Raw genomic sequence first — 25,850 nt, 5'->3', positions numbered from 1 at the left:
GTTGTCCACCCTGGAAATTCGTGACCTGCATGTCGCCGTGGCGGACAAGGAGATCCTGCGCGGCGTAGACCTGACCGTCGGGTCGGGCGAGACCCACGCCCTGATGGGGCCGAACGGCTCGGGCAAGTCGACGCTCGCCTACGCGATCGCGGGTCACCCGAAGTACACCGTCACCTCCGGCACGGTCACGCTCGACGGCGAGGACGTCCTGTCCCTGTCGGTGGACGAGCGCGCCCGCGCCGGCCTGTTCCTCGCGATGCAGTACCCCGTCGAGGTTCCGGGCGTCTCGGTGTCGAACTTCCTGCGCAGCGCCGTCACGGCCGTGCGCGGCGAGGCGCCCAAGCTGCGCCTGTTCACCAAGGAGCTCAAGGAGGGCATGGACGCCCTGTCCATCGACGCCTCCTTCGCCCAGCGCAACCTCAACGAGGGCTTCTCCGGCGGTGAGAAGAAGCGCCACGAGATCCTCCAGCTCGAACTGCTCAAGCCGAAGATCGCCGTGCTCGACGAGACCGACTCCGGTCTGGACGTCGACGCGCTGCGCGTGGTGTCCGAGGGCGTCAACCGCTTCCGGGCCGCGGGCGAGACCGGCGTGCTGCTGATCACGCACTACACCCGCATCCTGCGCTACGTGAAGCCGGACTTCGTCCACGTGTTCGCGGGCGGGCGGATCGTCGAGGAGGGCGGCCCGGAGCTGGCCGACAAGCTCGAGGCCGAGGGCTACGAGCGCTACACCAAGGCGAGTGCATGACCGACAGCATGTTCGAGGTGGAGAGGATCCGGAAGGACTTCCCGATCCTCTCCCGCGAGCTGCCCGGGGGCAGGCCCCTGGTCTACCTCGATTCGGGCAACTCCTCCCAGAAGCCCGCGCACGTCATCAACACCATGCGCGACCACCTGGAGCAGCACTACAGCAACGTCGGGCGGGCCCTGCACGTTCTCGGCAGCGAGTCGACCGAGGCCTATGAGGGCGCCCGCGACGCGGTGGCGGCCTTCGTCAACGCGCCGAGCCGTGACGAGATCGTCTTCACCAAGAACGCCTCCGAGGCGCTGAACCTGGTGGCCTACGCCTTCGGCAACCCCGTGGGCACCGACGAGCGCTTCCGCCTCGGGCCGGGCGACGAGATCGTCATCTCCGAGATGGAGCACCACTCCAACATCGTGCCCTGGCAGCTTCTCGCGCAGCGCACGGGAGCGACGCTGCGCTGGTTCCCCGTCACCGACGAGGGCCGCCTGGACCTGTCCGGGCTGGACGAGCTGGTCACCGAGCGCGCGAAGATCGTCTCGATCGTCCACCAGTCGAACGTCCTCGGCACGGTCAACCCCGTCGCCGACGTCCTGGCGCGGGCCCGCCGGGTCGGCGCGCTGATGATGCTCGACGCCTCCCAGTCGGTGCCCCACCGCCCGGTGGACGTCGCCGCGCTCGGCGTCGACTTCGTCGCCTTCACCGGCCACAAGATGGTCGGCCCGTCGGGCATCGGCGTGCTGTGGGGCCGCCGGGAACTGCTGGAGGCCATGCCCCCGTTCCTCGGTGGCGGCGAGATGATCGAGGCCGTCTGGATGGACCACTCGACCTACGCCCCGGTGCCGCACAAGTTCGAGGCCGGCACCCCGCCCATCGTCGAGGCGATCGGGCTCGGCGCCGCCGTCGAGTACCTCAATGGCGTCGGCATGGAGGAGATCCGCCGCCACGAGCACGACCTCACGGTGTACGGCCTGGAGGCGCTGGCGGAGGTCCCGGGCCTGCGGATCATCGGCCCGGCCACGGCCGAGGAGCGCGGCGGCACGCTGTCGTTCACGATCCCCGGCATCCACCCCCACGACGTCGGGCAGATCCTCGACGACCGGTTCGGCATCGCCGTCCGCGTCGGGCACCACTGCGCGCGGCCGCTGCACCTGCGCTTCGGAATACCGGCGACCACGCGGGCGTCTTTCTACCTGTACAACACCACGGACGAGATCGACGCGCTGGTCCGGGGGCTCCACCACGTCCAGAAGGTGTTCGGATAAGACATGATCGCCGAGTCGCTGTACCAGGAGCTGATCCTGGAGCACTACAAGCACCCGCAGGGGCGGGGCCTGCGCGAGCCGTACGACGCCGAGGTGCACCACGTGAACCCGACCTGCGGCGACGAGGTCACCATGCGGGTGAAACTCGGCGACGGCGGTAAGGTCCAGGACGTCTCCTACGACGGGCAGGGCTGTTCGATCAGCCAGGCCGCCGCGTCGGTGCTGTACGAGCTGGCCACCGGCTCGACCGTCGAGGACAGCCTCGCGGTCGTGGACGAGTTCACCCGGCTCATGCAGGGCCGGGGCCAGGTCGAGCCCGACGAGGACGTCCTCGGGGACGCCGTGGCGTTCGCGGGTGTGGCCAAGTATCCGGCCAGGGTCAAGTGCGCCCTGCTCGCCTGGATGGCCTACAAGGACGCCGTGGTGAGGAGTTCGTCATGAGCGGCAGGCGAGTCCGGGCAGACTACCGCCGCACCCCGGCCGGGGCGCGGCGAGGCGAGGAGGCGGCGTGAGCAAGCCCGTGGAGACCCCGACCGGCACCCCGGCCGGGTTCGACGGTGAGACAGGCATGGAGGACGTCCTGGAGGCTCTCAAGGACGTCGTGGACCCCGAGCTGGGCGTCAACGTGGTGGACCTCGGCCTGGTGTACGGGGTGAACCTGGACCCGGGCGAGCCCGGCGCGGCGCCGGTCGCCACCCTCGACATGACGCTGACCAGCGCGGCGTGCCCGCTGACCGACGTCATCGAGGAGCAGGCGCACTCGGCCCTGGACGGCATGGTCTCGGACGTGAAGATCAACTGGGTCTGGCTTCCGCCGTGGGGACCGGACAAGATCACCGACGACGGGCGCGAGCAGCTGCGCATGCTCGGCTTCAACGTCTGACGGCGAACGTCCCGGCCGCCGCCGGGGTACCGTCCCACCCGCCGGGGTCGTGCGCGTGACGTTTCAGGCCCCGGCGCCCCACCGTGCCCCGGGCGCGGCGGCTGTCCAGGGCGGCGAAGGGCCGGCCGCCGCCGGCGGTGGCACCGTGAAAACGGCGAAGCCGAGCCGGGCGCGCGAGGGCCCGGTGGCCCGCGAGGAGGGCGTCGGTACGGTCACCGGGGCGCTCCGTCCGGGGGAGGGCGTCAGGCCGCGTGGAGGTGTCCGGGAGCCGGGAGAGGGCTTCGCCGGCCCAGGCGATCACGGCTTCGGCGCCGTGCCTGCCGGCCGAGACGGTCAGCAGGGCGTATGGCATTGCCCGCGGCCCTGGACAGGCCGCCCGTGCGCATGCTGATCGCGGTCCGCCGCGCGTCCGGTAGACTGAGGGACGACGATGATGAGCGGTGCTCGTGTGTCGTGACCGACACACCCGCTCAGTGCCCCAGCAGGCACCACGTGATCCCTAGCGCGGCAGCACGCCGTGCACCCCCTGGCTCGTCCTTTCGCAGAAGTGACGCGCCGCATCGCTTCGATCGAAAGGCACGACACTCGTGACCATCAGCAACGCCGTCATGCCCGCCGACGCCCCCGCCGGGGCAGGGCAGGAGGGGGACGCGTCTCCCCTGACGGTGTCGGACACCCCCGCGGGCCCGCCGGAGTTCAGCCTCCTCGGCCTGCCCAAGCCCCTGGTCGCCGCGCTTGCGCGCCAGGGCATCACCAGCCCGTTCCCGATCCAGCGCGCGACCATCCCCGACATCCTGTCCGGGCGTCACGTGCTCGGCCGGGGCCAGACGGGCTCGGGCAAGACCCTGGCCTTCGGCCTGCCCACGATGGCCCGCGTCGCCGGCGTCAAGGCCGCGCCCGGCCGTCCCCTCGCCGTCGTCCTCGTGCCCACCCGCGAGCTGGCCATGCAGGTGACCGACGCCCTGGAGCCCCTCGGCCGCGGGCTGGGGCTGCGCATGAAGACCGTCGTCGGCGGCATGTCCATGGGCCGGCAGATCGAGGCCCTGCGGCGCGGCGTCGAGATCGTCGTCGCCACGCCCGGGCGGCTCACCGACCTCGTCCAGCAGGGCGAGTGCTCGCTGGCCGACGTCCGGGTCACCGTCCTCGACGAGGCCGACCACATGTGCGACCTCGGCTTCTTCCCCGTGGTCAGCGCGCTGCTCAAGCAGACTCCCGCCGACGGCCAGCGCCTGCTGTTCTCGGCCACCCTCGACGGCGACGTCGACAAGCTCGTCCGCCGGTTCCTCGACGATCCGGTGACCCACTCGCTGGCCCCGGCCACCTCGCCTGTTGACACCATGGAGCACCACATGCTCCAGGTCACGCGGGACGACAAGTTCGCGGTCACCGCCGAGATCGCCGGCCGCGAGGGCCGCACGATCATGTTCGTGCGCACCCAGCACGGCGTCGACCGCCTGGTGAAGCAGCTCGCCCGGGTCGGTGTCCGCGCGGGCGGCCTGCACGGAGGCAAGCGCCAGAACCAGCGCACGCGCATCCTGGCGGAGTTCCGCGAGGGCGCGATCGGCGTGCTGGTGTGCACCGACGTCGCCGCCCGCGGCATCCACGTCGACGACGTCAGCCTCGTCCTGCACGTCGACCCGCCGATGGACCACAAGAGCTACCTGCACCGCGGCGGCCGCACGGCGCGGGCCGGCGAGCGCGGCACCGTCATGACGCTCGTGCTGCCGAGCGAGCGGCGATCGGCCGAGTCGATGACCCGGCGCGCCGGCGTCGAGCCGCAGCGGTTGAAGGCCACCCCGGGCCACCCCATGCTCGCCGAGCTGGCGGGCGCGCGGCAGCCGAGCGGCGTCGCCGTGCCGGTGTGGGAGCCGCCGGCTCCGGCCGTCAAGCAGCGCCCGCGCCGCGAGGGCGGCCAGGGCGGCGACCGGCGTCCGCGCCGGTTCCACGACCGGGGCCGTGAGGACGGAGAGCGCCGCGAGGGCGAGCGCCCGGCGGACCGCCGCGAGCGCCGGTTCGACGGCGAGCGCCGTCCGGAACGCCGTCCCGAGGGCCGCGGCGAGTTCCGGGGCGCGCCCGGTTCGCGCGGCTCGGGCCCGCGCGGCGGGCGCCAGGGCTCCGCGGAGCGCTCGGGCGGCAGAACCGGCCGCTGACGACGCGAAGGGCCGCCGAAGCGGCCGGAAACGCGACGAGCCGCCCGGGAACGCCGGGCGGCTCGGTCGTGGGCCGGGGAAGCCGTCAGGAGTGGTCGGCGCAGCAGGGCGTCGGGTTCGGCACCTCGGCGGGCATGAGCAGCCCGCCCCTGGCGGGCATCGTCAGCAGGACGGCCCGCCCGTCCCGCCACTGCGGCCGGACGAAGTCCTGGGTCGCGACCGGGGCGTCGGAGGGCGGCTCCTCGGCCTGTGCCAGCACGGCGACCTGATCGATCGCCGAGCGGGCCAGCACCTCCGAAACGCTCAGCGTCCCGGTCAGCTCCGCGTGCCCGGGGTAGACCACCAGACGCCCGCCGGATCTGCCGGCGTGCTCGGCGGCGGCCAGCGCCGCGCCCTCCGCCAGGTCCCCGGGCCCGTTCCGGCGCTCGCCGAGCGCCACGCCGATGCTCTCGGGCACCGCGGAGAGGTCCACGCCGCCGTCCGCCGGGTCGCCGGCGAGGGACAGGGAGAGGGCGACGTGCGGCAGGCCCGTCGCCGTGCGTACGAAGTGCGTGCAGCCGATGGTCCCCGCCGGGAGGCCGAGCGCCTCCACCATGTCATGGAGAAGGTGCTCGGCCTCGGGAACCGTCCGCGTGCCCGCGTCCAGTCCGAGGATCATCCGCGGGGCACGATCCAGATCGGGTTGCTGTAGAACCACAGGTCCTTCCACGGGTCGGCGTCGCCGAAGACGTCGATCGCCGGACCGGCCGGGTCGACGGACGCGCCGAGCAGGCCCGTGGCGCTGCGGTTGCCGTCGGTGCCGCGCAGGCGCACGTACACCGGCTTGGCGACCTCGCCGAGCTGGTAGGTGAAGCTGACCGTGCCGGTGTTCTTGCCGACCTCGTAGGACTTGACGACCTTCGTCGCCGGGGTCGTGAAGACGTCCTTGTTGGAGACGGGGCCGGTCACGTCGCCCTGGATGACGTCCACGCGGGCCAGGGTCGGCACGAACTGCGCCCAGTTGGGCTGGTTCGCCAGCGTGATCTCGATGGAGACCTCGACCTTGGCGCCCTTGCGGACCTGCAGCGTGTCACCGAGGGTGACGCCGCGCTCGCCGCCGCGGACCTCGCGGACCCGCACGACCAGGCCGCTGATCAGGCCACCGTGGTCCACCCAGACGCGGCCCTGGCGCAGGCCGTCCATGACGGCGCGGTAGGAGAAGCCGCGCGCGCCGACGTGCGTCCGGCTGTAGTAGCCGGGCCAGAAGTCGCCGTTGGTGAGGTTGGGCGCGGTGCCGCCGTGGACCGGGTCGTTGTACCGGCCGTTGGCGTTGAAGTCGCTGCCCGGGCCGCGCACGCTGGTGTCGCCCCAGACGGTGTGGGAGTCGGAGTTGGCGGTGATCCACCAGCCCTTGCCCTCGGCGAGGAGGCTGTCCCACAGGCCGCCGACCGTCGAGGTCATCCAGTCGAAGCCGCCGAAGGTCTTGTAGCTCTCGGCCGGGTACCCGGGGAAGGAGTCCGCGCTCGGGGTGTTGTCGTAGTAGCCGCGGCCGGCGCCGCCGCCGTTCGGCTTGGCGATGCCCGCGGCCTGGTGGCCCGGCGCGCCCTCCATGCCGATGGCGATGTCCGGCTGGGCGTCACGCCAGCCCCGGACCTCGTGCGGGGAGTCGATGCCCTTGCGCGAGGGGTGGTTGGCGAGGAACAGCGCGTCGTCGACGCGGCGCCTCTTCACCGCGTCCGCCAGGAAGTTCAGGCCCGCGATGGCGAGCGCCTCGTTCTGCGGGGTGTTGGAGCTCGCGCCCTTGACCGTGCCGTCGAAGGAGTTCTCGAACTCCTTCAGCGTGGCGACCTCGTTGCGGCCGGGGGCCACGAAGACGGTGCCGTGCTCGGCGGCCGGGATGTTCCACTCCAGGCCCTGGAAGACCAGGGTGTCGTCGATGGCCCGGCGGGCCTCGACGATGTCGGGGTTGACCTTCTCGACGCCGATCTTGGCGTGCGCGACGCTGCCGTGGTCGGTGATGACCATCCAGTCCAGGCCGTACGCGTTGGCGTGGATGACCTGGTCGATGACGCGGTACTGGGCGTCGCTGCTGTACTGGGTGTGGATGTGGTGGTCACCCGCCAGCCAGTGGTACCCGTCGCGCGGCTCGTCGCCGTGGCGGGCGCGGCGCTCGGAGGAGACCGACGCGGCGGCCTGGCCCTGCGTCCCGAGCACGCCGGCGGCGGTGAGGCCGGCGCCGAGCAGGCCGGCGCGGCGGAACATCTGGCGCCGCGAGAGCTCGGAAGGGGAGAGCTCGGCGTCCGGGATCGTCAGGTCGACGACCGGGGCCATGTCGCCCTGGTCCTGACCGGCCCCGTGGCCGTGAGTGTGCGGGTGAGAGTGATCATGCGGGTGATCGTGCCCGTGGCCCATGTGTTGCCTTTCCATCCCGCCGGATCGATCTTGGTCCGGCTACTGAGGAACCATGGCAAAAGGCGCTTAACCGGACATGAACACACCGGATCCGGTGAGGGTCGAGTGGCTTGCGATCGTGGCACCGGGCCGTCTGACCACCGGGTTTGTGTGCCACGCCGGACGGATGTCCGGAGTTTTGTGACTGAATGTCAGGACAAATCGACTTTCGGGTCGCTTGGGCATATCGAGGTGTTTGTCGGCCGCGTTTCGGAGGGCCGAAATCCTCGGCGCCGACGGGGTTCCCGGCGGCCCGTCACATTTCTCGGGGACGAGCGCGCGCAAACTTCCGCCCATATCAGCGAAAGTTACGATTTACCGATCTAAAGGCTGGACGGGTCGATCGAAAGAATCTAGAGTCGCGGCCAATAGCCCCGAAGGTGCGGTTCGTAACCTCCGGGAAACAGGACCGGGCACGCACCTGTGCCCAAGGCGCGGGGGCGGCGCGCCTTGCCTGGCGAGACATCGGCCAGGGAAGGAGACATTGAGCATGTCAACGGCGATTCCACACCGGCGCGCGCCGATGGGCGCGAGCGCGCCCGGCCGCGCCCCATCGGGGCGCCTCGCGTGGCGCCTCACCCGCGGGGCCAGGGCGGCGGCGGCCTCCCTACTCGTGGCGGCGGGCGCGCTGGTCGCCGGGGCGTCCCCGGCCGCCGCGGTGCCCGTCAACCCCGCGGCGTTCCAGCAGGTCACGCTGGCCAAGGGCGTGGCCGAGGTCGGCGAGCCCATGTCGCTGGCCGTCCTGCCGGACCGCTCGGTGCTGCACACCGCCCGCGACGGCACAGTACGGCGCACCGACGCCGACGGCACGACGTCCGTGGTCGGCACGCTCCCCGTCTACACCCACGACGAGGAGGGGCTCCAGGGCGTCGGCGTCGACCCCGGCTTCGCCACCAACCGCCGGATCTACCTGTACTACGCGCCCCCGCTGTCCACCCCCGCGGGCGACGCCCCGGCGAACGGAACGAACTGGACGGCCTGGCAGGGCGTCAACCGGCTCTCCCGGTTCACCCTCACCGCCGACTGGAAGCTCCAGGCCGGCAGCGAGGTGAAGGTCCTCGACGTGCCCGCCGATCGGGGCATGTGCTGCCACGTCGGCGGGGACATCGACTTCGACGCCGCGGGCAACCTCTACCTGAGCACGGGCGACGACACCAACCCCTTCTCCTCCGACGGGTACAGCCCCATCGACGAGCGCGCCGACCGCAACCCCGTCTTCGACGCGCAGCGGACCTCCGCCAACACCAACGACCTGCGCGGCAAGGTGCTGCGCGTCAAGGTGAACGACAACGGCACGTACTCCATCCCGGCCGGCAACATGTTCGCCCCCGGCACCGCGAACACCCGCCCCGAGATCTACGCCATGGGCTTTCGCAACCCGTTCCGCATGAGCGTGGACAAGGCCACCGGCGTCGTCTACCTCGGCGACTACGGCCCCGACTCCGGGACCAGTTCGGCGCGCGGCCCGAGCGGCCAGGTCGAGTTCAACCGGATCACCGGCCCCGGCTTCTTCGGCTGGCCGTACTGCACCGGGACCAACACCGCCGCCGAGACCTACGCCGAGTACGACTTCGCCACCGGCGTCAACGGCGCGAAGTACAACTGCGCCGGCGGCCCGGCGAACAACTCCTTCCGCAACACCGGGCGGCCCACGCTCCCCGCCGCCCAGCCCGCCTGGATCCGGTACGGCGGCGACGCCGGCTCCCCGCCGGAGTTCGGCGGCGGCTCCGAGTCGCCCATGGGCGGCCCCGTCTACCGCTACGACGCCTCCTCCACCTCGCCGGTGAAGTTCCCGCAGGAACTGGACGGGGTGTACTTCGCCGGTGAGTTCGGGCGGGGCTGGATCAAGGCCATCGAGGTCGGCCCGGGCGGCGCCCGCGGCGCGATCACCTCGGTCCCGTTCACCGGCAAGCAGGTCATGGACCAGGCCTTCGGCCCCGACGGCGCGCTGTACGTCCTGGACTACGGCACCGGGTACTTCGGCGGCGACGCCAACTCGGCGCTGTACCGCATCGAGCACATCGGCACCGGCAACCGGGCGCCGACCGCGCGGGCGAGCGCCGCCCCGACCTCCGGCCAGGCGCCGCTGACGGTGGCCTTCTCCTCCGCCGGCAGCTCCGACCCCGAGGGCGGCGCGCTGACGTACGCGTGGACGTTCGGCGACGGCGGCACCTCCACCGCCGCCAACCCCTCCCACACCTACACCGCCAACGGCACCTACACCGCCACGCTGACGGTCAGGGACCCGCAGGGGGCGACGGGATCGGCGAACGCGATCATCACGGTCGGCAACACGGCCCCGCAGGTGACGATCACCTCGCCCGGGGACGGGCAGCCGTTCACCTTCGGCGACACCGTCTCCTACGGCATCAGCGTCACCGACCCCGACGGCGGGACGGTGGACTGCGCCAAGGTCACCATGAACTACCTGCTCGGCCACGACAGCCACGCGCACGCCATGACCTCGAAGACCGGCTGCTCGGGCACGATCACCACCGCGGTCGACGGCGAGCACGCCACCGACGCCAACACCTTCGGCGTCCTGGTCGCCGAGTACACCGACCCCGGCGGCCTGAAGGGCACGGCCCAGGTGACGCTGCAGCCCAGGCACCGCCAGGCCGAGCACTACTCGTCCTCCTCCGGCGTCAACCCGATCAACCACACGGGCGCCGAGGGCGGCAAGACGGTGGGCGACATCGAAAACGGCGACTGGATCGCCTTCCAGCCCTACCTGCTCTCCGGCGTCACCTCCTTCACCGCGCGCGTCTCCTCGGCCGGCGCCGGCGGCACGCTGGAGGTGCGGGCCGGGTCGGCCACGGGCACCCTGCTCGGCGCCGTGACGGTGCCGGTGACCGGCGGGTGGGAGACCTTCCGCGACGTCACCACCCCCCTGAACCCGGGGCCGGCGGGCGCCACCACGCTCTACCTGGTGTTCAAGGGCGGGGCGGGAGCGCTGTACGACGTCGACGCCTTCACCTTCGCGACCGGCGGCGCCCCCGCCCGCAACGGCCCGGTGAAGGGCCTGGCGGGCAAGTGCCTGGACGTCAGCAACGCCGACACCGCCGACGGCACCAAGGTGCAGCTCTACACCTGCAACGGCACCGGCGCGCAGAACTGGGCGGTGAACGGCCAGACCCTCCGGGCGCTCGGCAAGTGCCTGGACGTGGCCGGTGGAGCGACCGCCAACGGCACCAAGGCGCAGCTCTACACCTGCAACGGCACCGGCGCGCAGAACTGGGCGGCGCAGAGCGACGGCACGCTCCGCAACCCGCAGTCCGCCAAGTGCCTGGACGTCGCCGGTAACAACTCCGCCGACGGCACCCAGGTCCAGATCTGGGACTGCGTCGCCGGCGCCGCCAACCAGAAGTGGACCCTGCCCTGACCGGTCGCGTCTGCTGACGGGGCGGCCCTCGCGCCGCCCCGTTTGCGACCGGCCCGGGAGGGCCGCCGGCGGAGTGCTTCCGGCATCGGAGCGCTCAACGGCATCGACTCGGCACTCAGGACAAGGAGGGAGCAAGTTGAGACACCATCTGCGCCGCGCTCTGGTCATGGTGGCGGCCATCGTCACCGCCATGGTCTGCGCCGGCACGGGCCAGGCGATGGCGGCCGACACCCCCTACAAGGTGCTCGTGTTCTCCAAGACCGCCGGATTCCGGCACGATTCGATCCCCGCGGGGATCCAGGCCGTCCGCGACCTCGGCGCGGCCAACAGCTTCACCGTCGACGCGACCGAGGACGCCGCCGCGTTCACCACCGGCAACCTCGCCCAGTACGCGGCCGTGATCTTCCTGAGCACCACCGGCGACGTGCTGAACGCCGCCCAGCAGACGGCCTTCGAGTCCTACATCGCCTCGGGCAAGGGGTACGTGGGCGTCCACGCCGCCGCCGACACCGAGTACGACTGGCCGTTCTACGGCCAGCTCGTCGGCGCCTGGTTCTCGTCCCACCCGGCCATCCAGCAGGCCGGCGTCCGGGTCGTGGACCGCGCGCACGCCGCCACAGCCTCGCTGCCGGCGACCTGGACCCGCACCGACGAGTGGTACAACTACCAGACCAACCCCCGCGCCTCGGCCCGCGTGCTGGCCACCCTGGACGAGGGCTCCTACACCGGCGGCACCATGGGCGCCGACCACCCGACGGCGTGGTGCAAGACCTACGGCGGCGGGCGCTCGTTCTACACCGGCGGCGGCCACACCATCGCCTCCTTCTCCGAGGCCCCCTTCCGGGCCCACCTGCTCGGCGGCATCCGCTACGCGGCGGGCAAGACCAAGGCGGACTGCCGTCCCGAGTCCGGCTACACCACGCTGTACAACGGATCGACCACCGGCTGGTCGCAGGCCGGGCCCGGCGGGTTCACCAACGCCGACGGCGCCCTGACCTCCTTCGGCGGCCTCGGCATGCTGTGGTACTCGGCCAAGGAGTTCGGCTCCTACTCCCTGAAGCTCGACTGGAAGATGCCGGGCGACGACAACTCCGGCGTGTTCATCGGCTTCCCGGCCAGCAGCGACCCGTGGTCGGCGGTGAACAACGGCTACGAGATCCAGATCGACGCCACCGACGCCCCCGACAAGACGACCGGCTCGGTCTACGGGTTCAAGTCCGCCGACGTCGCCGCCCGCGACGCCGCGCTCAACCCGCCCGGCGAGTGGAACACCTACGAGCTGCTGGTCGAGGGCGAGCGCGTGCAGATCTTCCTGAACGGCACCAAGATCAACGACTTCACCAACACCGACCCCGTCCGCAGCCTGCGCCAGGGCCACATCGGCCTCCAGAACCACGGCGACGGCGACGACGTCTCGTTCCGCAACATCCGCATCAAGGAGCTCGGCGCGCCGCCCACAACCCGCACCGGTCCGATCAAGGGCCTGGCGGGCAAGTGCCTGGACATCAGCAACGCCGGCACGGCCGACGGCACCAAGGTGCAGCTCTACACCTGCAACGGCACCGGGGCACAGCAGTGGACCACGGGCAACGGCCAGACGATCAGGGCGCTCGGCAAGTGCCTGGACGTCGACAACGCCGGCACCGCCAACGGCACCAAGGTGCAGCTGTGGACCTGCAACGGCACCGGCGCGCAGAACTGGGCGCCGCAGGGCGACGGCACGGTGCGCAACCCGCAGTCCGGCAAGTGCCTGGACGTCGCCGGCAACAACTCCGCCGACGGCACCCAGATCCATATCTGGGACTGCGTCGCCGGCATCCCCAACCAGAAGTGGGTGCTGCCGTAAGGAAAACGGTTGATCCATTCAGGGACACGCCACATATTTCCCCTACGAGTCGGCAAAGGCCGTAGAAGGCCATAAGGCATGGAGAACGTGAGGCGGGACCGCGACGCCGACCGGCCCCGTCTCCGCGCCCCGTCCGGCCCCGGGCATCGCTGTCCCGGACGCGCCGCGGTGACGCCGACACCGCGGCGCCCCGGTGGTCCCGGGCGGACGGGGTGACACAGCGTTCCCCGCGTCCCGGCGCGCCCCCCGGTGCCGGGCCGCGGGGACGTCCCGGCACGCCCGGGAACCGTGACGCGATCTCGCCAGGTGAGAGCCTGACACGTCTTCCAGCGGTGGACGACTACTCTTGACGAGCAGGCACCCCGACGTGAGAGAGATCATGAAGACCTTCGAAGAGCTGTTCGCCGAGCTGTCGGACAAGGCGCGCACCCGCCCCGCGGGGTCGGGCACCGTCGCGGCGCTGGACGCCGGTGTCCACGCCATCGGCAAGAAGGTCGTGGAGGAGGCCGCCGAGAGCTGGATGGCGGCCGAGTACGAGTCCGCCGAGCGCGCGGCCGAAGAGATCTCCCAGCTGCTCTACCACGTGCAGGTCCTGATGATCGCCCGGGGCATCGGGCTCGACGAGGTCTACAAGCATCTCTAGGCCGGGTCCCTCCCGGCCTTCGCCGACCGGCCTCGTCTCTCCGATCCGAAGGAATCTCCGTAAGCCATGCTGCGCATAGCCGTACCGAACAAGGGCGTCCTCACCGAGGCCGCCCAGACCATCCTCAAGGAGGCGGGCTACCGCCCCCGCAGGGATTCCAAGGAACTCGTCGTCGTCGACCCCGACAACGGCTGCGAGCTGTTCTTCCTGCGCCCCCGCGACATCGCCGTCTACGTTGGCGAGGGCACGCTCGACGCCGGCATCACCGGCCTGGACATGCTCTTCGACTCCGGCGCCCCTGCCGAGGAGGTCATGCCGCTCGGGTTCGGCGTCTCCACCTTCCGCTTCGCCGCCAAGGCCGGCGCGTTCTCCTCGGTCAAGGACCTGGAGGGCATGCGCGTGGCCACCTCCTACGCCGGGCTGCTCGGCAAGCACCTCGCCGATGTCGGCGTCGAGGCCCGGGTGATCAAGCTGGACGGCGCGGTCGAGACCGCGATCCGCCTCGGGGTCGCCGACGCCGTGGCCGACGTGGTCGAGACCGGCACCACCCTGCGCAACGTCGGTCTGGAGGTCTTCGGCGACCCGATCGCCCACTCCCAGGCCGTGCTGATCAAGCAGGTCGGCGCCGAGGAGACCAACGGCGTCCGCCAGCTCGTCCGGCGGCTGCAGGGCGTCATCGTCGCCCGCGACTACGTCATGATCGACTACGACATCCGGGCCGAGCGCATCGACGAGGCCATCGCGATCACCCCCGGCATGGAGGGGCCCACGGTCTCGCCGCTGCACCGCGAGGGCTGGGTCGCGGTCCGCGCGATGGTCCCGCGCAAGGGCCACCAGCAGGTCATGGACCGGCTCTCGGAGATCGGCGCCAAGGCCGTCCTCGCCACGGCCATCTTCGCCTGCCGAATCTGAGCCCGCCGCATCTGAGCCCGCGGTCCCTGAGCCCGCGGGCTCAGGCCACGCCACGTCCGAGCCCGATGCCTCGGCCCGCCCGGCGCCGGCGCAGCGCGCGTAGGTGACGGGTCGGCTTCCCTTGGGGAACCCGAACTCCAGGTACTTCTTCAATTCCTCCATCTGGCTGTTGGCCAGCGCGTTCATCGGATAGACCACGATCGCCTTGATCCGCCGGGGCTCTGGATTCCACAGGACCGAGTCCACGATCGGGACGATGTAGGTAAGGCTCTTGCCCGAGCCCGTTCCCGTCGTCAGCACGTAGCTGCGGCCGTCTCGGGCCAGTTCGACGGCCTCCCGTTGGTGCCGGTACAGCACCAGCGGAGGACCTTGCACGCCCTCCGCCGCCTGTTTGTTGCGGAATATCGAGTCGGTTCCGGGGTGCAGCACTCCATCGGCTATGAGATCTGGAATCGAACCGCCGGAGACGAAACGAGGATTGAGCGAGACCCAGGGATCGGGCCAGCGCGTCTTGAGTGCGCGTTCCCGCTCGACATCGGCCGTGATGGCAGGGTCACGCACCTCCACGAAGGAGGAGGTGTAGGACTCGTAGTCACCGATGAGTCGCTCGTGAACCTTGAAGACGTCCATGCGGGACGCTCTTTCTGTGTCGAACATGTGATCTAAAACTTCTAGGGCCAGGGCTTCGGCCGAGTTTACGATCTTGCTGTTGGCGGGCCGTGCCGATCGGCCGGCTCTCCGCGCTGACGGGGCGGGAAGACGCCCCGGTGACTGGACGGGAGATCGAGCTTGAGGCGTGCGCTGATCGCGTTGGGTGTGGGGTTGAGTCTGTTGGGTTCCGCCGTCGTCACCGAACCGGCACGGGCCGCGAGTCCGCTGGCGGTTCCGTTGGCCTCCACTGTGACGGCGGCTCGGCAGGTCGCGGGGTTCTGGCTCGCCGATGGGGCCGCCAATCTGAGGAACGCCACGCCGTACACAGTGCGGACGGAGACCGGCGGAGAACGCCTGTCCATCGACATCGTCCCGGATGGCCCTCCGGCATCCATCCCGCCGCTGGAGGGGCCGGTCTCGCCGGAGAGCGGGACGCCTGCGACCTCGGGCAAGGTGTTCTTCATCGGCAGCGACCTGCAGCCGCACTGGTGCACGGGCACGGTCGTGCACTCGAAGTTCCGGAACGTCGTCGCGACGGCGGGTCACTGCGTGCTGGACGTCGAGGCCCCGATGGGCCCGCTCTTCAAGTGGGTCTTCGTCCCTGGCTACTCCGACGGCACGACCCCGTTCGGCCTCTATGTCGGCAAGCAGGCCTACACGCACTACGACTTCGACGACCTCCGGGACTACGACCGGGACTACGCCTTCGTCAACGTGTACAACGGGGTCGTCTCCGCGTTGCCGGACGTGCTGACCGATCTCGGGAGGCTGGGCGATAGCGTCGGCGGGCAGGGAATCGCGATCAATCAGCCGCTCGCGCCCACGGTCGACGTCCTCGGGTACCCCGCCGGTCCTCACCCCGACGGCAGCCTGCCCTACACCGGAGAGACCCTCGAACGCTCGACCGGATCGACGTTCGCGGCGAAGGTCACGCCCCTCAGGATGGACCGGTCTGTCGGCGTGGATTCGCCGTTCACCGGTGAGGGCTCTCTCGGGTCCTCGTGGCTGACCCAGTACAGCGGCGACAGCCGTACGGGCTATCTCAACGGCATCACGATCAGCGTTTCCGACACCGATGGCGACAGCCGGTACGACACCGGCGTCTCGCCGTACTTCGACGGCGAATTGTACGGGGTTTACAAGAAGGCCGCCGCCTACTGGACCGGTTCCATCGCCTAGACGGTCTTCGTCCTCGCCGCGCCCGCCCGGAGGGGCGGGCGCGTTCGTCGACAAGTTCGGAGCCGATCTCGGGAACCGAATCGTGCGGCGGACCTTCGGGGAGGATTGATGCGGAAATCAGCGGTGGCAGCAGCCGCTGCCTACGGTGCAACAGTGAAAGGCCCACAGGCGCGGCTCCCGGCGCTTCACCCAGGTTCCGCAACGCCTCCGGATGAGGAGGCTCGCAGACGGATCTAACTTTATGTAGTCGGTCGACTACGTTTCGGATACGCTTGGTCGCGGCCCTCCGACCATGGTGGGCGTCTCTCGAGTACCCCCCTCGAACGGAGACACACCCATGTCAAGTGATCAGCTCAGCGTCGAGACCCGGCGAGGCGTCGATAGGCTTCTGCGGTTCTCCGGGAACGTCGGCGGGCTGAACGAGGACGACGTCCTGGCCGTCCTGCGCGAGGCGGGCATCACCACGCTGGAGTCCCTGGTCCAGCACGCCCTGGCGGTGCCGCCACCCGCCGAGCCCGAGCCCCTCGACTGCACCCGCCTTCTCGCGCCCGTTCCGTTGGACGCCGACCCGCCGTCCGCGCTCCTGTCGCACCGGGTGCCGCAGGTGGCCGTGGTCATCGACGGCGTCGAGTACGACCCGGCGGACGTCACGCGCTTCGACGGTCAGGTGCTGACCTTCGTGGCCGACGGTTCCACCGATCGCATCCTGGCCTTCACCGACGACCGGCCGCTGCGCACGGCGATATGGGCGGCCAAGGCGATCGGCCGGTCGAGCACAGGCACCGCCACGCCCGACGACATGCGCGCCGGCCCTCGGCCGCCCACGATCGGTGAGGTGCAGATGTTCGAGCACCACTTCTACGGCGGTGACTGGTTCTGGCTGGGCGCCAAGCTCGGCTGGCCCGACCTGACCCGGGTCAGGCACGGCTCCTGGCCCGGCTCCGACTGGAACGACACCATCAGCTCGATCGGCGCGACCAACTGCCTGGTCTTCTACTACGAGCACATCAACTACGGCGGCATCAGGCTGTACGGCACCCCGGGCATCGACATACCCGACCTGGGCCGGATCGGCTGGAACGACCGCATCTCCTCGGTCGCCAACTACGGCCCCATCGGGGGCTGAGCGCAGCCCCCTCAGCGCATCGACGAGGCCATCGCGATCACCCCCGGCATGGAGGGGCCCACGGTCTCGCCGCTGCACCGCGAGGGCTGGGTCGCGGTCCGCGCGATGGTCCCGCGCAAGGGCCACCAGCAGGTCATGGACCGGCTCTCGGAGATCGGCGCCAAGGCCGTCCTCGCCACGGCCATCTTCGGCTGCCGCATCTGAGCCCGCGCATGACCGGTGCCCGCCCGCGCCGGGAGATCGCGGATGACAAATGTCACCGCGAGGCCCGGACGGGCGGCACTGAGGATCCCCGCGCGGGCTTCCTAGCGTTGTCCCCATGAACGCCATCGACCTCACCGACGTGAGCAAGAGCTATGGCGAGGTTCGCGCCGTCAGCGGCCTGAACCTCGCCATGGAGCCCGGCCGCACCGTCGCCCTGCTCGGCCCCAACGGCGCGGGGAAGTCCACGACGATCAACATGCTGCTCGGCCTGACCCGCCCCACCTCCGGCCAGGTCAGGATCTTCGGACGCGCCCCCGGCGAGGCCGTGGCGGCCGGCGAGATCGGCGCCATGCTCCAGGAGGGCGCGCTGATCCCCGAGCTGACCGTGCGCGAGCTGGTCGACTTCGTCCGCCGCCTGTACCCCGCCCCGCTCCCGCTGGACGACGTGCTGCGCATGGCCGACCTCACCGGCCTGGCGTCGCGGCGGGCGGGGGCGCTGTCCGGCGGGCAGGCCCAGCGCGTCCGTTTCGCCCTGGCCGTCGCGGGCGCCCCCAAGCTGCTGGTGCTGGACGAGCCCACCGCCGCGATGGACGTCGAGTCGCGCCGCGCGTTCTGGCAGAGCATGCGCGCCTACGCGTCCCTGGGCCGCACGGTCCTGTTCGCCACCCACTACCTGGAAGAGGCCGATGAGAACTCCGACCGCGTGATCGTCGTCGCGCGGGGCAGGGTCGTCGCCGACGGCACGGCCGCGCAGATCAAGGCCGGAGCGGGCGGCAGCTCGGTGTCCTTCTCGCTCGGCGGCCAGTCCGCGGCCGGGCTGGACGCCCTGCCGGGCGTCACCGCGGTCGAGATCGACTCCGGCGCCGAGGGTACGGCCCGGCTGGTGACCGCCGATGTCGACGCCACCGTGGACGCGCTCTACCGTAAGACGACCCTCCAGGTGCGCGACCTGCGGGTGCGCGGCGCCGCCCTGGAGGACGCCTTCCTCGCCCTCACCCGGTCCGCGGAGAACTGAGACCATGCCGAACTCGACGCCGAACCCGATCCTGAACGTGATGCCGGCCTACGTGCGGCTCGAAGCCGTCCGCATGCTGCGCAACAAGCGCTACATCATCTTCGTCGTGGCCTTCCCCGTCGGCTTCTACCTGCTGTACTCCAACCTCTGGGGGGACCAGACCGACGCGTCGACCGGCGTGCGGGGCAGCGTGGCGCTCATGGTGTCGATGGCCGCCTACGGCGCGCTGGCCGCGTCCATCATGTCCACCGCCGTGCCGTGGTCGCAGGAACGGCAGACCGGCTGGCTGCGCCAGCTCCAGATCACCCCCATGCCCAACTGGGCGATCATCGTCACCAAGGTGATCACCTCGCTGCTGCTGGTGCTCCCGGCGCTGCTGCTGGTCGTGCTCGCCGCGGTGCTCACCCAGCACGTCTCGCTGCCCGCCGGCCAGTGGGCCGCGCTGATCGCCGTCATGTGGGCCGGGACGATCCCCTTCGCCGCGCTCGGCCTGGTCATCGGCTCGCTCGTGCCGCCGGACACCGCCCAGCCGCTCGCCGTCATCGGGATGTTCGGCCTCGCCCTGCTCGGCGGCCTGTGGTTCCCCGCCGACATGCTGCCGGGCGTCCTGCGCTCGGTCGCCCACGTGCTGCCGTCCTACGACTACGCCGAGCTCGGGCAGCGGATCGTCGCCGGGCAGGCCCCGCGCGCCGCGGCGGTCGGCGGCATCCTCGCCTGGGGGGCCGCGCTGTGCACGCTGGCGATCGCCGCCTACCGCAGGGCGACGGCGCGGGCCTGACGCATGAGCCCCGAGAGCCGCGTGAGCGGCGTCCTGACCTTCGGCGGGACGGAGCAGAGGCCGCCCCGCTGGAGGCGCCTGATCGGCACCTCCTTGGGGCTGGTCTACCTGTTCTACCCCATCGGCGACGTGACTTCGGGCGCGATCACCGGCGTCAAGGCGGTCTGGGCCGTCCTGGCGCTGGTGGCGTTCATCGCGACGTTCCTCGCCACCGTGCTGAGCCCGGTGAACTACGGCGAGCCAGGCCGCTGGACGTACCCGCTGCTCGGCCTGACCGTGGCGATGGCCGTGATCTTCCCGCTGGTGTTCGGCGGCGGCTGGCTCGCGCTGCCGATTTACGTCACGGTGGTCATCAGCATGGCGTTGCCGATGCGGCGGGCGATCGCCGGGGTCGTCGCCATGGCCGTGGTCGTGCTGGCCGAGGGACTGGCGGACGGCGCAGACGGCGGCACGATCACGCTCCTGCTGCTCCAGATCTCCACGCTGTCCATGCTGTTCATGAGCGTGCGCAACACGCGGATGCTGGTCGTCGAGCTGCACCGCGCCCAGGGCGAGGTCGCCCGGCTGGCGGCGGGGGAGGAGCGCCTGCGCATCGCCCGTGACCTGCACGACCTGCTCGGGCACACCCTGTCGCTGATCGTGCTGAAGAGCGAGCTGGCCGGGCGCCTGGCCGAGCAGGGCTCGCCGAGGACGGCCGGCGAGATCCGCGACATCGAGTCGGTGGCGCGGACGGCGCTGCAGGAGGTGCGCGAGGCGGTGACCGGCTACCGGCGGCGGGGCCTGTCGGAGGAGCTCGACAACGCACGCGCCGCGCTCGGCGCCGCCGGGGTGGCGGTGACCGTCCGCACGTCCGGCACCCCGCTGCCCGACCCGCTGGACGGCCTGTTCGGCTGGGCCGTGCGCGAGGCCGTGACCAACGTCGTCCGGCACGCGCGGGCCACCCGCTGCGAGATCTCCGTTACCTACGAGGACGGCACCCACGAGGACGGCGCCGCGGGGCTGGAGGTCGCGGACAACGGGGCCGCCGCCGGCGGGCTCGCGTTCGGCAGCGGCCTGACGGGGCTGGCCGAGCGCGTCCGGGCGGCCGGCGGGTCCCTCGACGCCGGGGGGCGCCCGGGAGGCGGGTTCCGGCTGCGGATCACGGTGCCCGTGGCCGTAGACTCGCCTGCCTGTGGTACGTCCGTGCCTCCGTCGTGAGGCCTCGCCCCAGGGAGCGTCGATGATCAGGGTGGTGCTCGCCGAGGACCAGGCCATGGTCCGGGGCGCGCTGGCGTCCCTGCTCGGGCTGGAGCCCGACATCGAGGTCGTGGGGGAGGCCGCCACGGGCGAGGACGCCGTGGCCGCCGTCGTGTCCGCCCGCCCGGACATCGCCCTGCTCGACATCGAGATGCCCGTGATGGACGGCATCACCGCGACGGCCGAGATCCTGCGCGCGGCCCCCGGCTGCCGGGTCATGATCCTCACGACGTTCGGCCGGCCCGGCTACCTGCGGCGGGCCATGGAGGCGGGCGCCTCGGCCTTCATGGTCAAGGACAGCCCCGCCAAGGAGCTGGCCGCCGCGATCCGTCGCGTGCTCGGCGGCGAGCGGGTGATCGACCCGGGCCTGGCGGCCGCCGCGCTCAGCGCCGGGCCGAACCCGCTGTCGGCGCGCGAGCGCGACGTCCTCAGCGCCGCCTCGGACGGTTCCACGATCGGGGACATCGCCGGGCGCCTGCACCTGTCGGAGGGCACCGTCCGCAACTACCTGTCCTCGGCGATCCAGAAGACCCACGCCCGCAACCGCATCGAGGCCGTGCAGCGCGCCGAGGCCCAGGGCTGGCTCTGAGAGGGCCGTGAAAGGGCCCGGCCCCGGCGCGTCGCCTCCCGGCGGGTCAGAAGGCGTCAGAAGGTGATGGTCCACCCCTCCCGGGCGGCCTGGTCGGCGGTGTAGGCCACGCCGTGGACCTTCAGCCCGGCCGGGTCCAGCAGGGTGATCGCCCCGCCCTTGTTGCCGAGCTGGAGCCCCTCGCCGGTCGGCACCACCAGGGTCGCGCCCGGGGCCAGCGGCCCGGCGGGCAGCGCCAGGTTGTTCTTGGCGCGGTCGGCGAGGCGCCACCCGGCCAGGTCGACCGGGTCGGGCGAGGCGTTGAGCAGCGTGACGGTCTCGTGCTCGGGCGCCGGGCCGGTGGGGTTGGCCAGCGCCGCGATGATCCGCACCCGCGCGTCCGCGCCGGTGGCGGGACGGGCCGGCGCCTCGGCGAGGGCGTGCCCGGTGACGTCGTCGGTGTGCCAGGCCTGGGACTGGAACGCCAGGAAGATGCCCACCCACCGCGACTCGGCCGGCCGCGATGGAACCGGAAGGTGCACCAGCAGGGCCCCGTCCTGCCACACGTGGTCGTCGGCGCGGAAGCGGCCGCTGTTGCCCTGGTTCATGTGCACGTCGTGCACGCCGTTGCCGGGCAGGAACCCGAAGATCTTGTCCGCGGTCCTCGGCTCGGGCCCCCAGCGTTCGCCGAGGACGTACACCCCGGCCCGCGGGTCGCCGATCGCCCGCTGGACGTAGTGGTCCAGCAGGTCGGCCAGGTCGTTGTCCTCGCCGGGCAGGTCCGGCGGCAGCGGGCGCATGGCCGCCGGGTCGAACAGGTTGCCCCGGATGAAGTCCGCCGCGGCGCCGCCCGGGGCGCTGGGCAGCGACGTCCATCCGCTGCCCGCGGGTGGCAGCGCCGCGGTGAGCGGGTGACGGAAGTCCTCCACCGCCGCGTACAGCAGCTCCGAGGGCGCCTGCTGGGACAGGACGTTGACCGCCGCCCGGTAGTTCGTGCCCATGTCGTCGACGAGGTGGATCTGGTAGTGCGGTGTGTCGCCGCGGCCTTCTCTGCGCCGGGAGACCGCCCGGCCGGCGAGCACACCATAAGACTTGAGCGGCATCGCGAACCCCTTCCAAGGGAGCGGAACATGCCCGCGCCGCCCCCGTCCCCCCGCGCCCCCCGGCGCGCCAGGAGCAGGGTAACGCCGGGCCGGTCGCGCATCCAGGCCCACCGGGGCGCGACACGCGAGGCCGGGCCGAAACGGCGCGAGGGGACGGCCCGGTACGGCCGGAACGTTCCCGGACGTCCCTCAGCGGCGTCCCGGGCGCAGGTCGGCGACGTGGCGGATCAGGTCGCCGACGTGGACCACCCCCATGCACCGCCCCACCTCGTCCACCACGACCAGGTCGTCGTAGACGCGGGCGCCGTCCTTGCCCGCGACCTGCATGGCCGCGATCGCGGGCGTCGTCTTCGGCACGACGCGCGGCGCGTCGGCCAGGCGGTGGGCGGGCTTCTTGGCGTGCAGGGCGTGGCCGTAGGGCCCGGCGATGGACAGCAGGAAGCGGCTGCGCTCCACGCTGCCCCGGGGCCGCTGGTACTCGTCCACCAGGATGACGCTGGTGATCGACGGCTCGGTGCCGAGCGCGTCGACCACGTCCTCGGCCGTCGCGTCCATCTCCAGGGTGACCGCGGGCATGAGGAACTCCTGGACCCGCGGGCCGAGGTCGATCGTGGACGGCTCGGCGGCCGACGCCGGCACCGGCAGGGGGACGTGCACGCGGCCGTGCGCGGGACGCCAGTCGGGCGGGGCGAGCAGCGGGCCCTGGGCGAGCCGGATGCCCCAGCCGCGCAGCGTGGTGAGCTGCAGCTCGTCGCGCACGTGCGGCGCGAGCACGTGGATGCCGATGGTCTTGGCCATCTGGGCGACGGCCTCGCCGAGCGCGTTGCGCCGCGGGTCGCGGGGGATGCGGTCGACCAGCTCGGGGGACAGGACGGCCGCGTACGGCGAGGCGTCGGCGACCAGGTCCAGTGGCATGTGGGTGGTGCCGAGGCCGCCGAGGGCGACCAGGTACCCGATGGTCCGCAGGCCCTCGATGCCGACCAGGAGCGCCTGGCGGTACTCGGGGGGGAAGTCGCCCGTGACGACCAGGATGACCTCGCGGGGCCGCCGTCGCGTGGCGCGCATCGCCTCGTGGAGCGGCGCCATGGCGGCGGAGCCCTCGATCACGGCCCCCGACGCGACGGTCAGGAGGAGGGGCAGCAGGGCCTCCTCGCGCGCGGCGGCGTAGGCGGCGGCGACGGCGGAGGAGATGTCACGGGAGAAGCCGGGAGGCGTGACGCCGGCGCCGGCCTCGACGGCGATCACTCCGCCGGTGTCGAGGTCGACGATCGGCTGGAATAGGGGAGAGCCGCCGGATGCCTGGCGGTAGGCGTCGTCGGCGGTGGAGAGTTCCGGGGGTGAAGCGGCCGGAGAGGTGGACCTGGGGACCGTCACGTGGCGATTGTCCTGCGGTTTCAGGGGGAACTACCGCCCAGAAAGGCGAATTCACCCACATTTCCCCTTTCGTTGGAAGGGAAGTTCTTCTTTACTGGAAGTCCGGAACAGTGTCACCGTTCGTGACCATGATCACGGTCCCGGACCCCTCGTCCCGCCCTCCCCGAGCCGCCCGCGACCGCCGGGATCCCGCCCTCGGTAAGGTGTGCGGTCGGGCGGCGCACGGGTTCGCCCGGGCCCGGGAGGAGGAGATCGTGACGTCACGTCCCGCGGCGGGAGGCGGGCGGTGGGTGTCGGTCGCCCCCGAGCGCCTCGCGGGCTGGGCGCAGGGGTTCGCCGGACGCCACGGCCCCGTCGTCGCCGTCACGGAGGGCGACGTGGTCCGGCTGCGCGCCGAGGACGGCGCCCTGGCCGAGTGCCACGTGCCGTTCCCTCCGCTGCCGGTCCAGGACGGCCCGGCCGGCGAGGGCGGCCCCGTGGCGGACCTGGCCGCGCACGCGGCGCGCGAACGGCGCGTCGGGGTGCTGCTCGTGCGCCTGGGCGGGTACGCCGCCGGCGTGTTCGAGGGCGAGCGCCTGGTGGCCTCCAAGGTCGGCTCCCGGCAGGTCCACGGGCGCAGCGCCGCCGGGGGCTGGTCCCAGCAGCGCTTCGCCCGGCGCAGGCGCAAGCAGGCGGACGAGGCCCTCGGGGCGGCGGCCGACGTCGCCGCCCGGGTGCTCGGCCCGCACGTGCCCGACCTGGACGCCGTCGTGCTCGGCGGGGACCGGCGGGCGGCCGACGCGCTGCGCGAGGACCGCAGGCTCGCCGCCGTCTTCGCGCTCGCGTCCGGGCCGTTCCTGGACGTCCCCGACCCCCGGCTGGCCGTGCTGAAGGAGACGCCTCAGAGGTTCAGGGCGGTGCGCATCCGCGTCGTCGACCCGGGGGACTGAGCCCGCGCCCGCGTCAGGCGGACAGCGGGAGGCGCAGGACGAACCGCGCCCCGCCGGTTTCGGAGTCCTCGACGTGGATCGACCCGCCGTGCCCGCGGGCGATCTCCTGCGTGATCGCCAGGCCGAGGCCGGTGCCCGGGCCGTCGCGATCGGGGCAGACGTCGAGCCGGGTGAACCGCTCGAAGATCCGCCGCCGGTCGGCCTCGGGCACCCCCTCGCCGTCGTCGGACACCGCGAGCAGCGCGTCGCCGCCCTGCCGCCGGACCTCGACGTCCACCGTCTTGCGGGCGTAGCGCTGGGCGTTGTCCAGCAGGTTGACCAGGGCCCGCCTGATCTCGGCGGGCACGGCGTCCACCGTGACGCCCGAGCCGGCCATCAGGGTGACCGGGCACCGGTCCAGCCGCTCCGACACCACCTGACGCGCGCACTCGTCGAGGTCGAACCGCTCACGCCGCCCGGCGCGCCCCACCCGCGACCGCGCCAGCGTCAGCAGGTCCGTCACCATGGCCTCCAGGCGGTCGACGCACGGCAGCAGCCGGGTGGTCAGGGTCGGCACGTCGGTCTGGCCGGGGTACAGGAGCGCGTCGTCCAGTTCCGCCCGGAGCGCGGTGATGGGAGAACGGAGCTCGTGGGAGACGTCGGAGGTGAATCCGCGCTCCCGGGAGAGCATCTGCAGGGTGACGTTGAGATGGCGGACGAGCTCGGCGATCTCCTCGGGGTCGTGCTCCGGGGCGATGCTGCCGCCGGCGTCGCCCTCGTAGATCGCGGCCAGTTCGGCCGAGATGTCGCTCACCCGGCGCAGCACCTTCCTGCCGGCCGCCCGGGCGGCCAGGGCGGCGGTGGTGATGAGGGCGACCGCGGGGAGGCCGCCGGCGACCCTGCCGGCGACCGCGGTGATCCCGTCGGCGCCCGAGGCGGTGCCCGAGGAGGCGCCCGTCGCGTTCCGGCGGGCGCCGGAGCGATTCCGCCCGCGCCTGATGTGGTCGCATGACGGCGCCCGCGTGTGCCAGATGCCCACAGATGCCTCCGTCCGCGCGGTATCGGCCTCCCGCTCCCCGGTACCCGCCCGGGGGACCTCCTGTCAGGTCATGACACGGGAACCCGCGAGGGCACGGCACCTGCCTCCGCGGGTGGGCGCCGACGTTTGCAGGTCGGCGACTCCGTTCCCTAACTCTACGTGCTCAACTGCAATGACCTGCGACAACGTGGTCGGCGAGTACCCCGGCGGCGGGCGGGTGGTGCGATCGGCGGCCGGTTCCGGGGCACCCGGCGGCGGGCGGCCGGACGCCGGGCCGCGGGTACGGGGCCCCAGGGGAGCGCGGGCCTTACACTAGGCCTATGCGCACTCCCGATTGATCGGCGCACTCACCACGGAGGCGGCCGGGCCGTCTCGCGGCACCCGTGCTCTTTTCCGACAGCACGTCCCTCGAATCT

Annotated in this window: 22 protein-coding genes and 2 pseudogenes; 17 read left to right on the top strand and 7 right to left on the bottom strand. The window is 72.0% G+C overall.

Features of this window, described 5'->3' with window-relative positions; all coding sequences use genetic code 11:
• Nucleotide 1: 1 nt before the first annotated feature.
• From sufC to AB0H21_RS27310, 4 genes are all read left to right on the top strand, one after another.
• A complete protein-coding gene (gene sufC, locus AB0H21_RS27325; protein ID WP_358521836.1) occupies nucleotides 2-748 on the top strand; it encodes a Fe-S cluster assembly ATPase SufC in 747 nt (248 codons plus the stop codon).
• On the top strand, nucleotides 745-2,007 hold the full coding sequence (locus AB0H21_RS27320) for a cysteine desulfurase (RefSeq protein WP_358521834.1): 1,263 nt from the start codon (nucleotides 745-747) through the stop codon (nucleotides 2,005-2,007). Before sufC ends, AB0H21_RS27320 begins: the two co-directional genes overlap by 4 nt.
• Nucleotides 2,008-2,010: 3 nt before the next feature.
• Entirely contained in the window at nucleotides 2,011-2,448 is a 438-nt protein-coding gene (sufU, locus tag AB0H21_RS27315; RefSeq protein ID WP_358521831.1) for a Fe-S cluster assembly sulfur transfer protein SufU, read from the top strand.
• Nucleotides 2,449-2,575: 127 nt separating this feature from the next.
• Nucleotides 2,576-2,890 (top strand): metal-sulfur cluster assembly factor, encoded by a 315-nt coding sequence (locus AB0H21_RS27310; RefSeq protein ID WP_358522035.1) that lies wholly within the window; start codon nucleotides 2,576-2,578, stop codon nucleotides 2,888-2,890.
• On the opposite strand, the gene AB0H21_RS27305 is transcribed toward AB0H21_RS27310, so the two are convergent.
• Nucleotides 2,880-3,242 carry a hypothetical protein gene (locus AB0H21_RS27305; protein WP_358521829.1) on the bottom strand — a complete coding sequence of 121 codons (363 nt, stop codon included), beginning with the start codon at nucleotides 3,240-3,242 and terminating at the stop codon, nucleotides 2,880-2,882. The two genes, AB0H21_RS27310 and AB0H21_RS27305, sit on opposite strands and share 11 nt — an antisense overlap.
• Nucleotides 3,243-3,477: 235 nt before the next feature.
• On the opposite strand from AB0H21_RS27305, the gene AB0H21_RS27300 reads away from it, so the two are divergent.
• Nucleotides 3,478-5,040, top strand: coding sequence for a DEAD/DEAH box helicase (locus AB0H21_RS27300; RefSeq protein ID WP_358521826.1), 1,563 nt, complete (start codon nucleotides 3,478-3,480; stop codon nucleotides 5,038-5,040).
• 85 nt (nucleotides 5,041-5,125) lie between these two features.
• On the opposite strand, the gene AB0H21_RS27295 is transcribed toward AB0H21_RS27300, so the two are convergent.
• Both AB0H21_RS27295 and AB0H21_RS27290 read right to left on the bottom strand, forming a co-directional pair.
• Nucleotides 5,126-5,698: a hypothetical protein gene (locus tag AB0H21_RS27295; protein ID WP_358521825.1), complete on the bottom strand. Its 573-nt coding sequence runs from the start codon at nucleotides 5,696-5,698 to the stop codon at nucleotides 5,126-5,128.
• Nucleotides 5,695-7,350: a PHP domain-containing protein gene (locus AB0H21_RS27290; RefSeq protein ID WP_358521822.1), complete on the bottom strand. Its 1,656-nt coding sequence runs from the start codon at nucleotides 7,348-7,350 to the stop codon at nucleotides 5,695-5,697. The genes AB0H21_RS27295 and AB0H21_RS27290 overlap by 4 nt, the downstream gene beginning before the upstream one ends.
• A 610-nt stretch (nucleotides 7,351-7,960) precedes the next feature.
• Here AB0H21_RS27290 and AB0H21_RS27285 point away from each other — a divergent pair.
• The 4 genes from AB0H21_RS27285 (at nucleotide 7,961) to hisG (AB0H21_RS27270) (ending at nucleotide 14,253) form a co-directional block, all read left to right on the top strand.
• On the top strand, nucleotides 7,961-10,852 hold the full coding sequence (locus AB0H21_RS27285; RefSeq protein WP_358521820.1) for a carbohydrate-binding protein: 2,892 nt from the start codon (nucleotides 7,961-7,963) through the stop codon (nucleotides 10,850-10,852).
• A 136-nt stretch (nucleotides 10,853-10,988) separates the two neighbouring features.
• Nucleotides 10,989-12,698, top strand: a complete 1,710-nt coding sequence (locus AB0H21_RS27280; protein WP_358521818.1) for a ThuA domain-containing protein — start codon at nucleotides 10,989-10,991, stop codon at nucleotides 12,696-12,698.
• 379 nt (nucleotides 12,699-13,077) lie between these two features.
• Complete coding sequence (locus AB0H21_RS27275; protein WP_358521816.1) at nucleotides 13,078-13,341, top strand: phosphoribosyl-ATP diphosphatase; 264 nt, start codon at nucleotides 13,078-13,080, stop codon at nucleotides 13,339-13,341.
• Between the two features lie 66 nt (nucleotides 13,342-13,407).
• Nucleotides 13,408-14,253, top strand: a complete 846-nt coding sequence (gene hisG / locus AB0H21_RS27270; protein ID WP_358521813.1) for an ATP phosphoribosyltransferase — start codon at nucleotides 13,408-13,410, stop codon at nucleotides 14,251-14,253.
• Between the two features lie 144 nt (nucleotides 14,254-14,397).
• Here the strand turns inward: hisG (AB0H21_RS27270) and AB0H21_RS27265 are convergent.
• Nucleotides 14,398-14,883: pseudogene (locus AB0H21_RS27265) on the bottom strand (DEAD/DEAH box helicase); the annotation flags it as partial.
• A gap of 258 nt (nucleotides 14,884-15,141) precedes the next feature.
• Here AB0H21_RS27265 and AB0H21_RS27260 point away from each other — a divergent pair.
• From AB0H21_RS27260 to AB0H21_RS27230, 7 genes and pseudogenes are all read left to right on the top strand, one after another.
• Nucleotides 15,142-16,083 carry a hypothetical protein gene (locus tag AB0H21_RS27260; protein WP_358521811.1) on the top strand — a complete coding sequence of 314 codons (942 nt, stop codon included), beginning with the start codon at nucleotides 15,142-15,144 and terminating at the stop codon, nucleotides 16,081-16,083.
• A gap of 337 nt (nucleotides 16,084-16,420) precedes the next feature.
• A complete protein-coding gene (locus AB0H21_RS27255) occupies nucleotides 16,421-17,209 on the top strand; it encodes a hypothetical protein (RefSeq protein WP_358521809.1) in 789 nt (262 codons plus the stop codon).
• Nucleotides 17,210-17,221: 12 nt separating this feature from the next.
• Nucleotides 17,222-17,413, top strand: a pseudogene (hisG, locus tag AB0H21_RS27250) (ATP phosphoribosyltransferase); the annotation flags it as partial.
• 115 nt (nucleotides 17,414-17,528) lie between these two features.
• Nucleotides 17,529-18,428, top strand: a complete 900-nt coding sequence (locus tag AB0H21_RS27245; protein ID WP_358521807.1) for an ABC transporter ATP-binding protein — start codon at nucleotides 17,529-17,531, stop codon at nucleotides 18,426-18,428.
• Nucleotides 18,429-18,432: 4 nt separating this feature from the next.
• A complete protein-coding gene (locus AB0H21_RS27240; RefSeq protein WP_358521804.1) occupies nucleotides 18,433-19,206 on the top strand; it encodes an ABC transporter permease in 774 nt (257 codons plus the stop codon).
• 3 nt (nucleotides 19,207-19,209) lie between these two features.
• The gene (locus AB0H21_RS27235) at nucleotides 19,210-20,403 is read left to right on the top strand and encodes a histidine kinase (protein WP_358521802.1); all 1,194 of its coding nucleotides are present in this window, start codon (nucleotides 19,210-19,212) and stop codon (nucleotides 20,401-20,403) included.
• A 22-nt stretch (nucleotides 20,404-20,425) separates the two neighbouring features.
• Nucleotides 20,426-21,031 carry a response regulator transcription factor gene (locus AB0H21_RS27230; protein WP_358521799.1) on the top strand — a complete coding sequence of 202 codons (606 nt, stop codon included), beginning with the start codon at nucleotides 20,426-20,428 and terminating at the stop codon, nucleotides 21,029-21,031.
• 56 nt (nucleotides 21,032-21,087) lie between these two features.
• On the opposite strand, the gene AB0H21_RS27225 is transcribed toward AB0H21_RS27230, so the two are convergent.
• A complete protein-coding gene (locus AB0H21_RS27225) occupies nucleotides 21,088-22,113 on the bottom strand; it encodes a DUF2278 family protein (protein ID WP_358521797.1) in 1,026 nt (341 codons plus the stop codon).
• Between the two features lie 189 nt (nucleotides 22,114-22,302).
• Nucleotides 22,303-23,487, bottom strand: coding sequence for an EAL domain-containing protein (locus tag AB0H21_RS27220; protein WP_358521795.1), 1,185 nt, complete (start codon nucleotides 23,485-23,487; stop codon nucleotides 22,303-22,305).
• 254 nt (nucleotides 23,488-23,741) lie between these two features.
• On the opposite strand from AB0H21_RS27220, the gene AB0H21_RS27215 reads away from it, so the two are divergent.
• Nucleotides 23,742-24,416: an acVLRF1 family peptidyl-tRNA hydrolase gene (locus AB0H21_RS27215; protein ID WP_358521792.1), complete on the top strand. Its 675-nt coding sequence runs from the start codon at nucleotides 23,742-23,744 to the stop codon at nucleotides 24,414-24,416.
• 13 nt (nucleotides 24,417-24,429) lie between these two features.
• Here the strand turns inward: AB0H21_RS27215 and AB0H21_RS27210 are convergent, their stop codons facing one another.
• Nucleotides 24,430-25,434: a HAMP domain-containing sensor histidine kinase gene (locus AB0H21_RS27210; protein ID WP_358521789.1), complete on the bottom strand. Its 1,005-nt coding sequence runs from the start codon at nucleotides 25,432-25,434 to the stop codon at nucleotides 24,430-24,432.
• Nucleotides 25,435-25,850: the final 416 nt, after the last annotated feature.

It is taken from the genome of Sphaerisporangium sp. NPDC051011 (genome assembly GCF_040653595.1).
GTDB lineage: Bacteria > Actinomycetota > Actinomycetes > Streptosporangiales > Streptosporangiaceae > Sphaerisporangium.
This window is presented reverse-complemented; position numbering and strand designations above follow the sequence as displayed.

Excerpts from the sequence above, each read along its gene's own strand:
- AB0H21_RS27245 (WP_358521807.1), top strand. The coding sequence starts at position 17,529 with ATGAACGCCATCGACCTCACCGACGTGAGCAAGAGCTATGGCGAGGTT.
- AB0H21_RS27255 (WP_358521809.1), top strand. The coding sequence starts at position 16,421 with ATGTCAAGTGATCAGCTCAGCGTCGAGACCCGGCGAGGCGTCGATAGG.
- AB0H21_RS27305 (WP_358521829.1), bottom strand. The coding sequence starts at position 3,242 with ATGCCATACGCCCTGCTGACCGTCTCGGCCGGCAGGCACGGCGCCGAA.
- sufU (WP_358521831.1), top strand. The coding sequence starts at position 2,011 with ATGATCGCCGAGTCGCTGTACCAGGAGCTGATCCTGGAGCACTACAAG.
- AB0H21_RS27295 (WP_358521825.1), bottom strand. The coding sequence starts at position 5,698 with ATGATCCTCGGACTGGACGCGGGCACGCGGACGGTTCCCGAGGCCGAG.
- AB0H21_RS27285 (WP_358521820.1), top strand. The coding sequence starts at position 7,961 with ATGTCAACGGCGATTCCACACCGGCGCGCGCCGATGGGCGCGAGCGCG.
- hisG (WP_358521813.1), top strand. The coding sequence starts at position 13,408 with ATGCTGCGCATAGCCGTACCGAACAAGGGCGTCCTCACCGAGGCCGCC.
- AB0H21_RS27320 (WP_358521834.1), top strand. The coding sequence starts at position 745 with ATGACCGACAGCATGTTCGAGGTGGAGAGGATCCGGAAGGACTTCCCG.
- AB0H21_RS27225 (WP_358521797.1), bottom strand. The coding sequence starts at position 22,113 with ATGCCGCTCAAGTCTTATGGTGTGCTCGCCGGCCGGGCGGTCTCCCGG.
- AB0H21_RS27310 (WP_358522035.1), top strand. The coding sequence starts at position 2,576 with ATGGAGGACGTCCTGGAGGCTCTCAAGGACGTCGTGGACCCCGAGCTG.
- AB0H21_RS27290 (WP_358521822.1), bottom strand. The coding sequence starts at position 7,350 with ATGGCCCCGGTCGTCGACCTGACGATCCCGGACGCCGAGCTCTCCCCT.
- AB0H21_RS27240 (WP_358521804.1), top strand. The coding sequence starts at position 18,433 with ATGCCGAACTCGACGCCGAACCCGATCCTGAACGTGATGCCGGCCTAC.
- AB0H21_RS27230 (WP_358521799.1), top strand. The coding sequence starts at position 20,426 with ATGATCAGGGTGGTGCTCGCCGAGGACCAGGCCATGGTCCGGGGCGCG.
- AB0H21_RS27275 (WP_358521816.1), top strand. The coding sequence starts at position 13,078 with ATGAAGACCTTCGAAGAGCTGTTCGCCGAGCTGTCGGACAAGGCGCGC.
- AB0H21_RS27235 (WP_358521802.1), top strand. The coding sequence starts at position 19,210 with ATGAGCCCCGAGAGCCGCGTGAGCGGCGTCCTGACCTTCGGCGGGACG.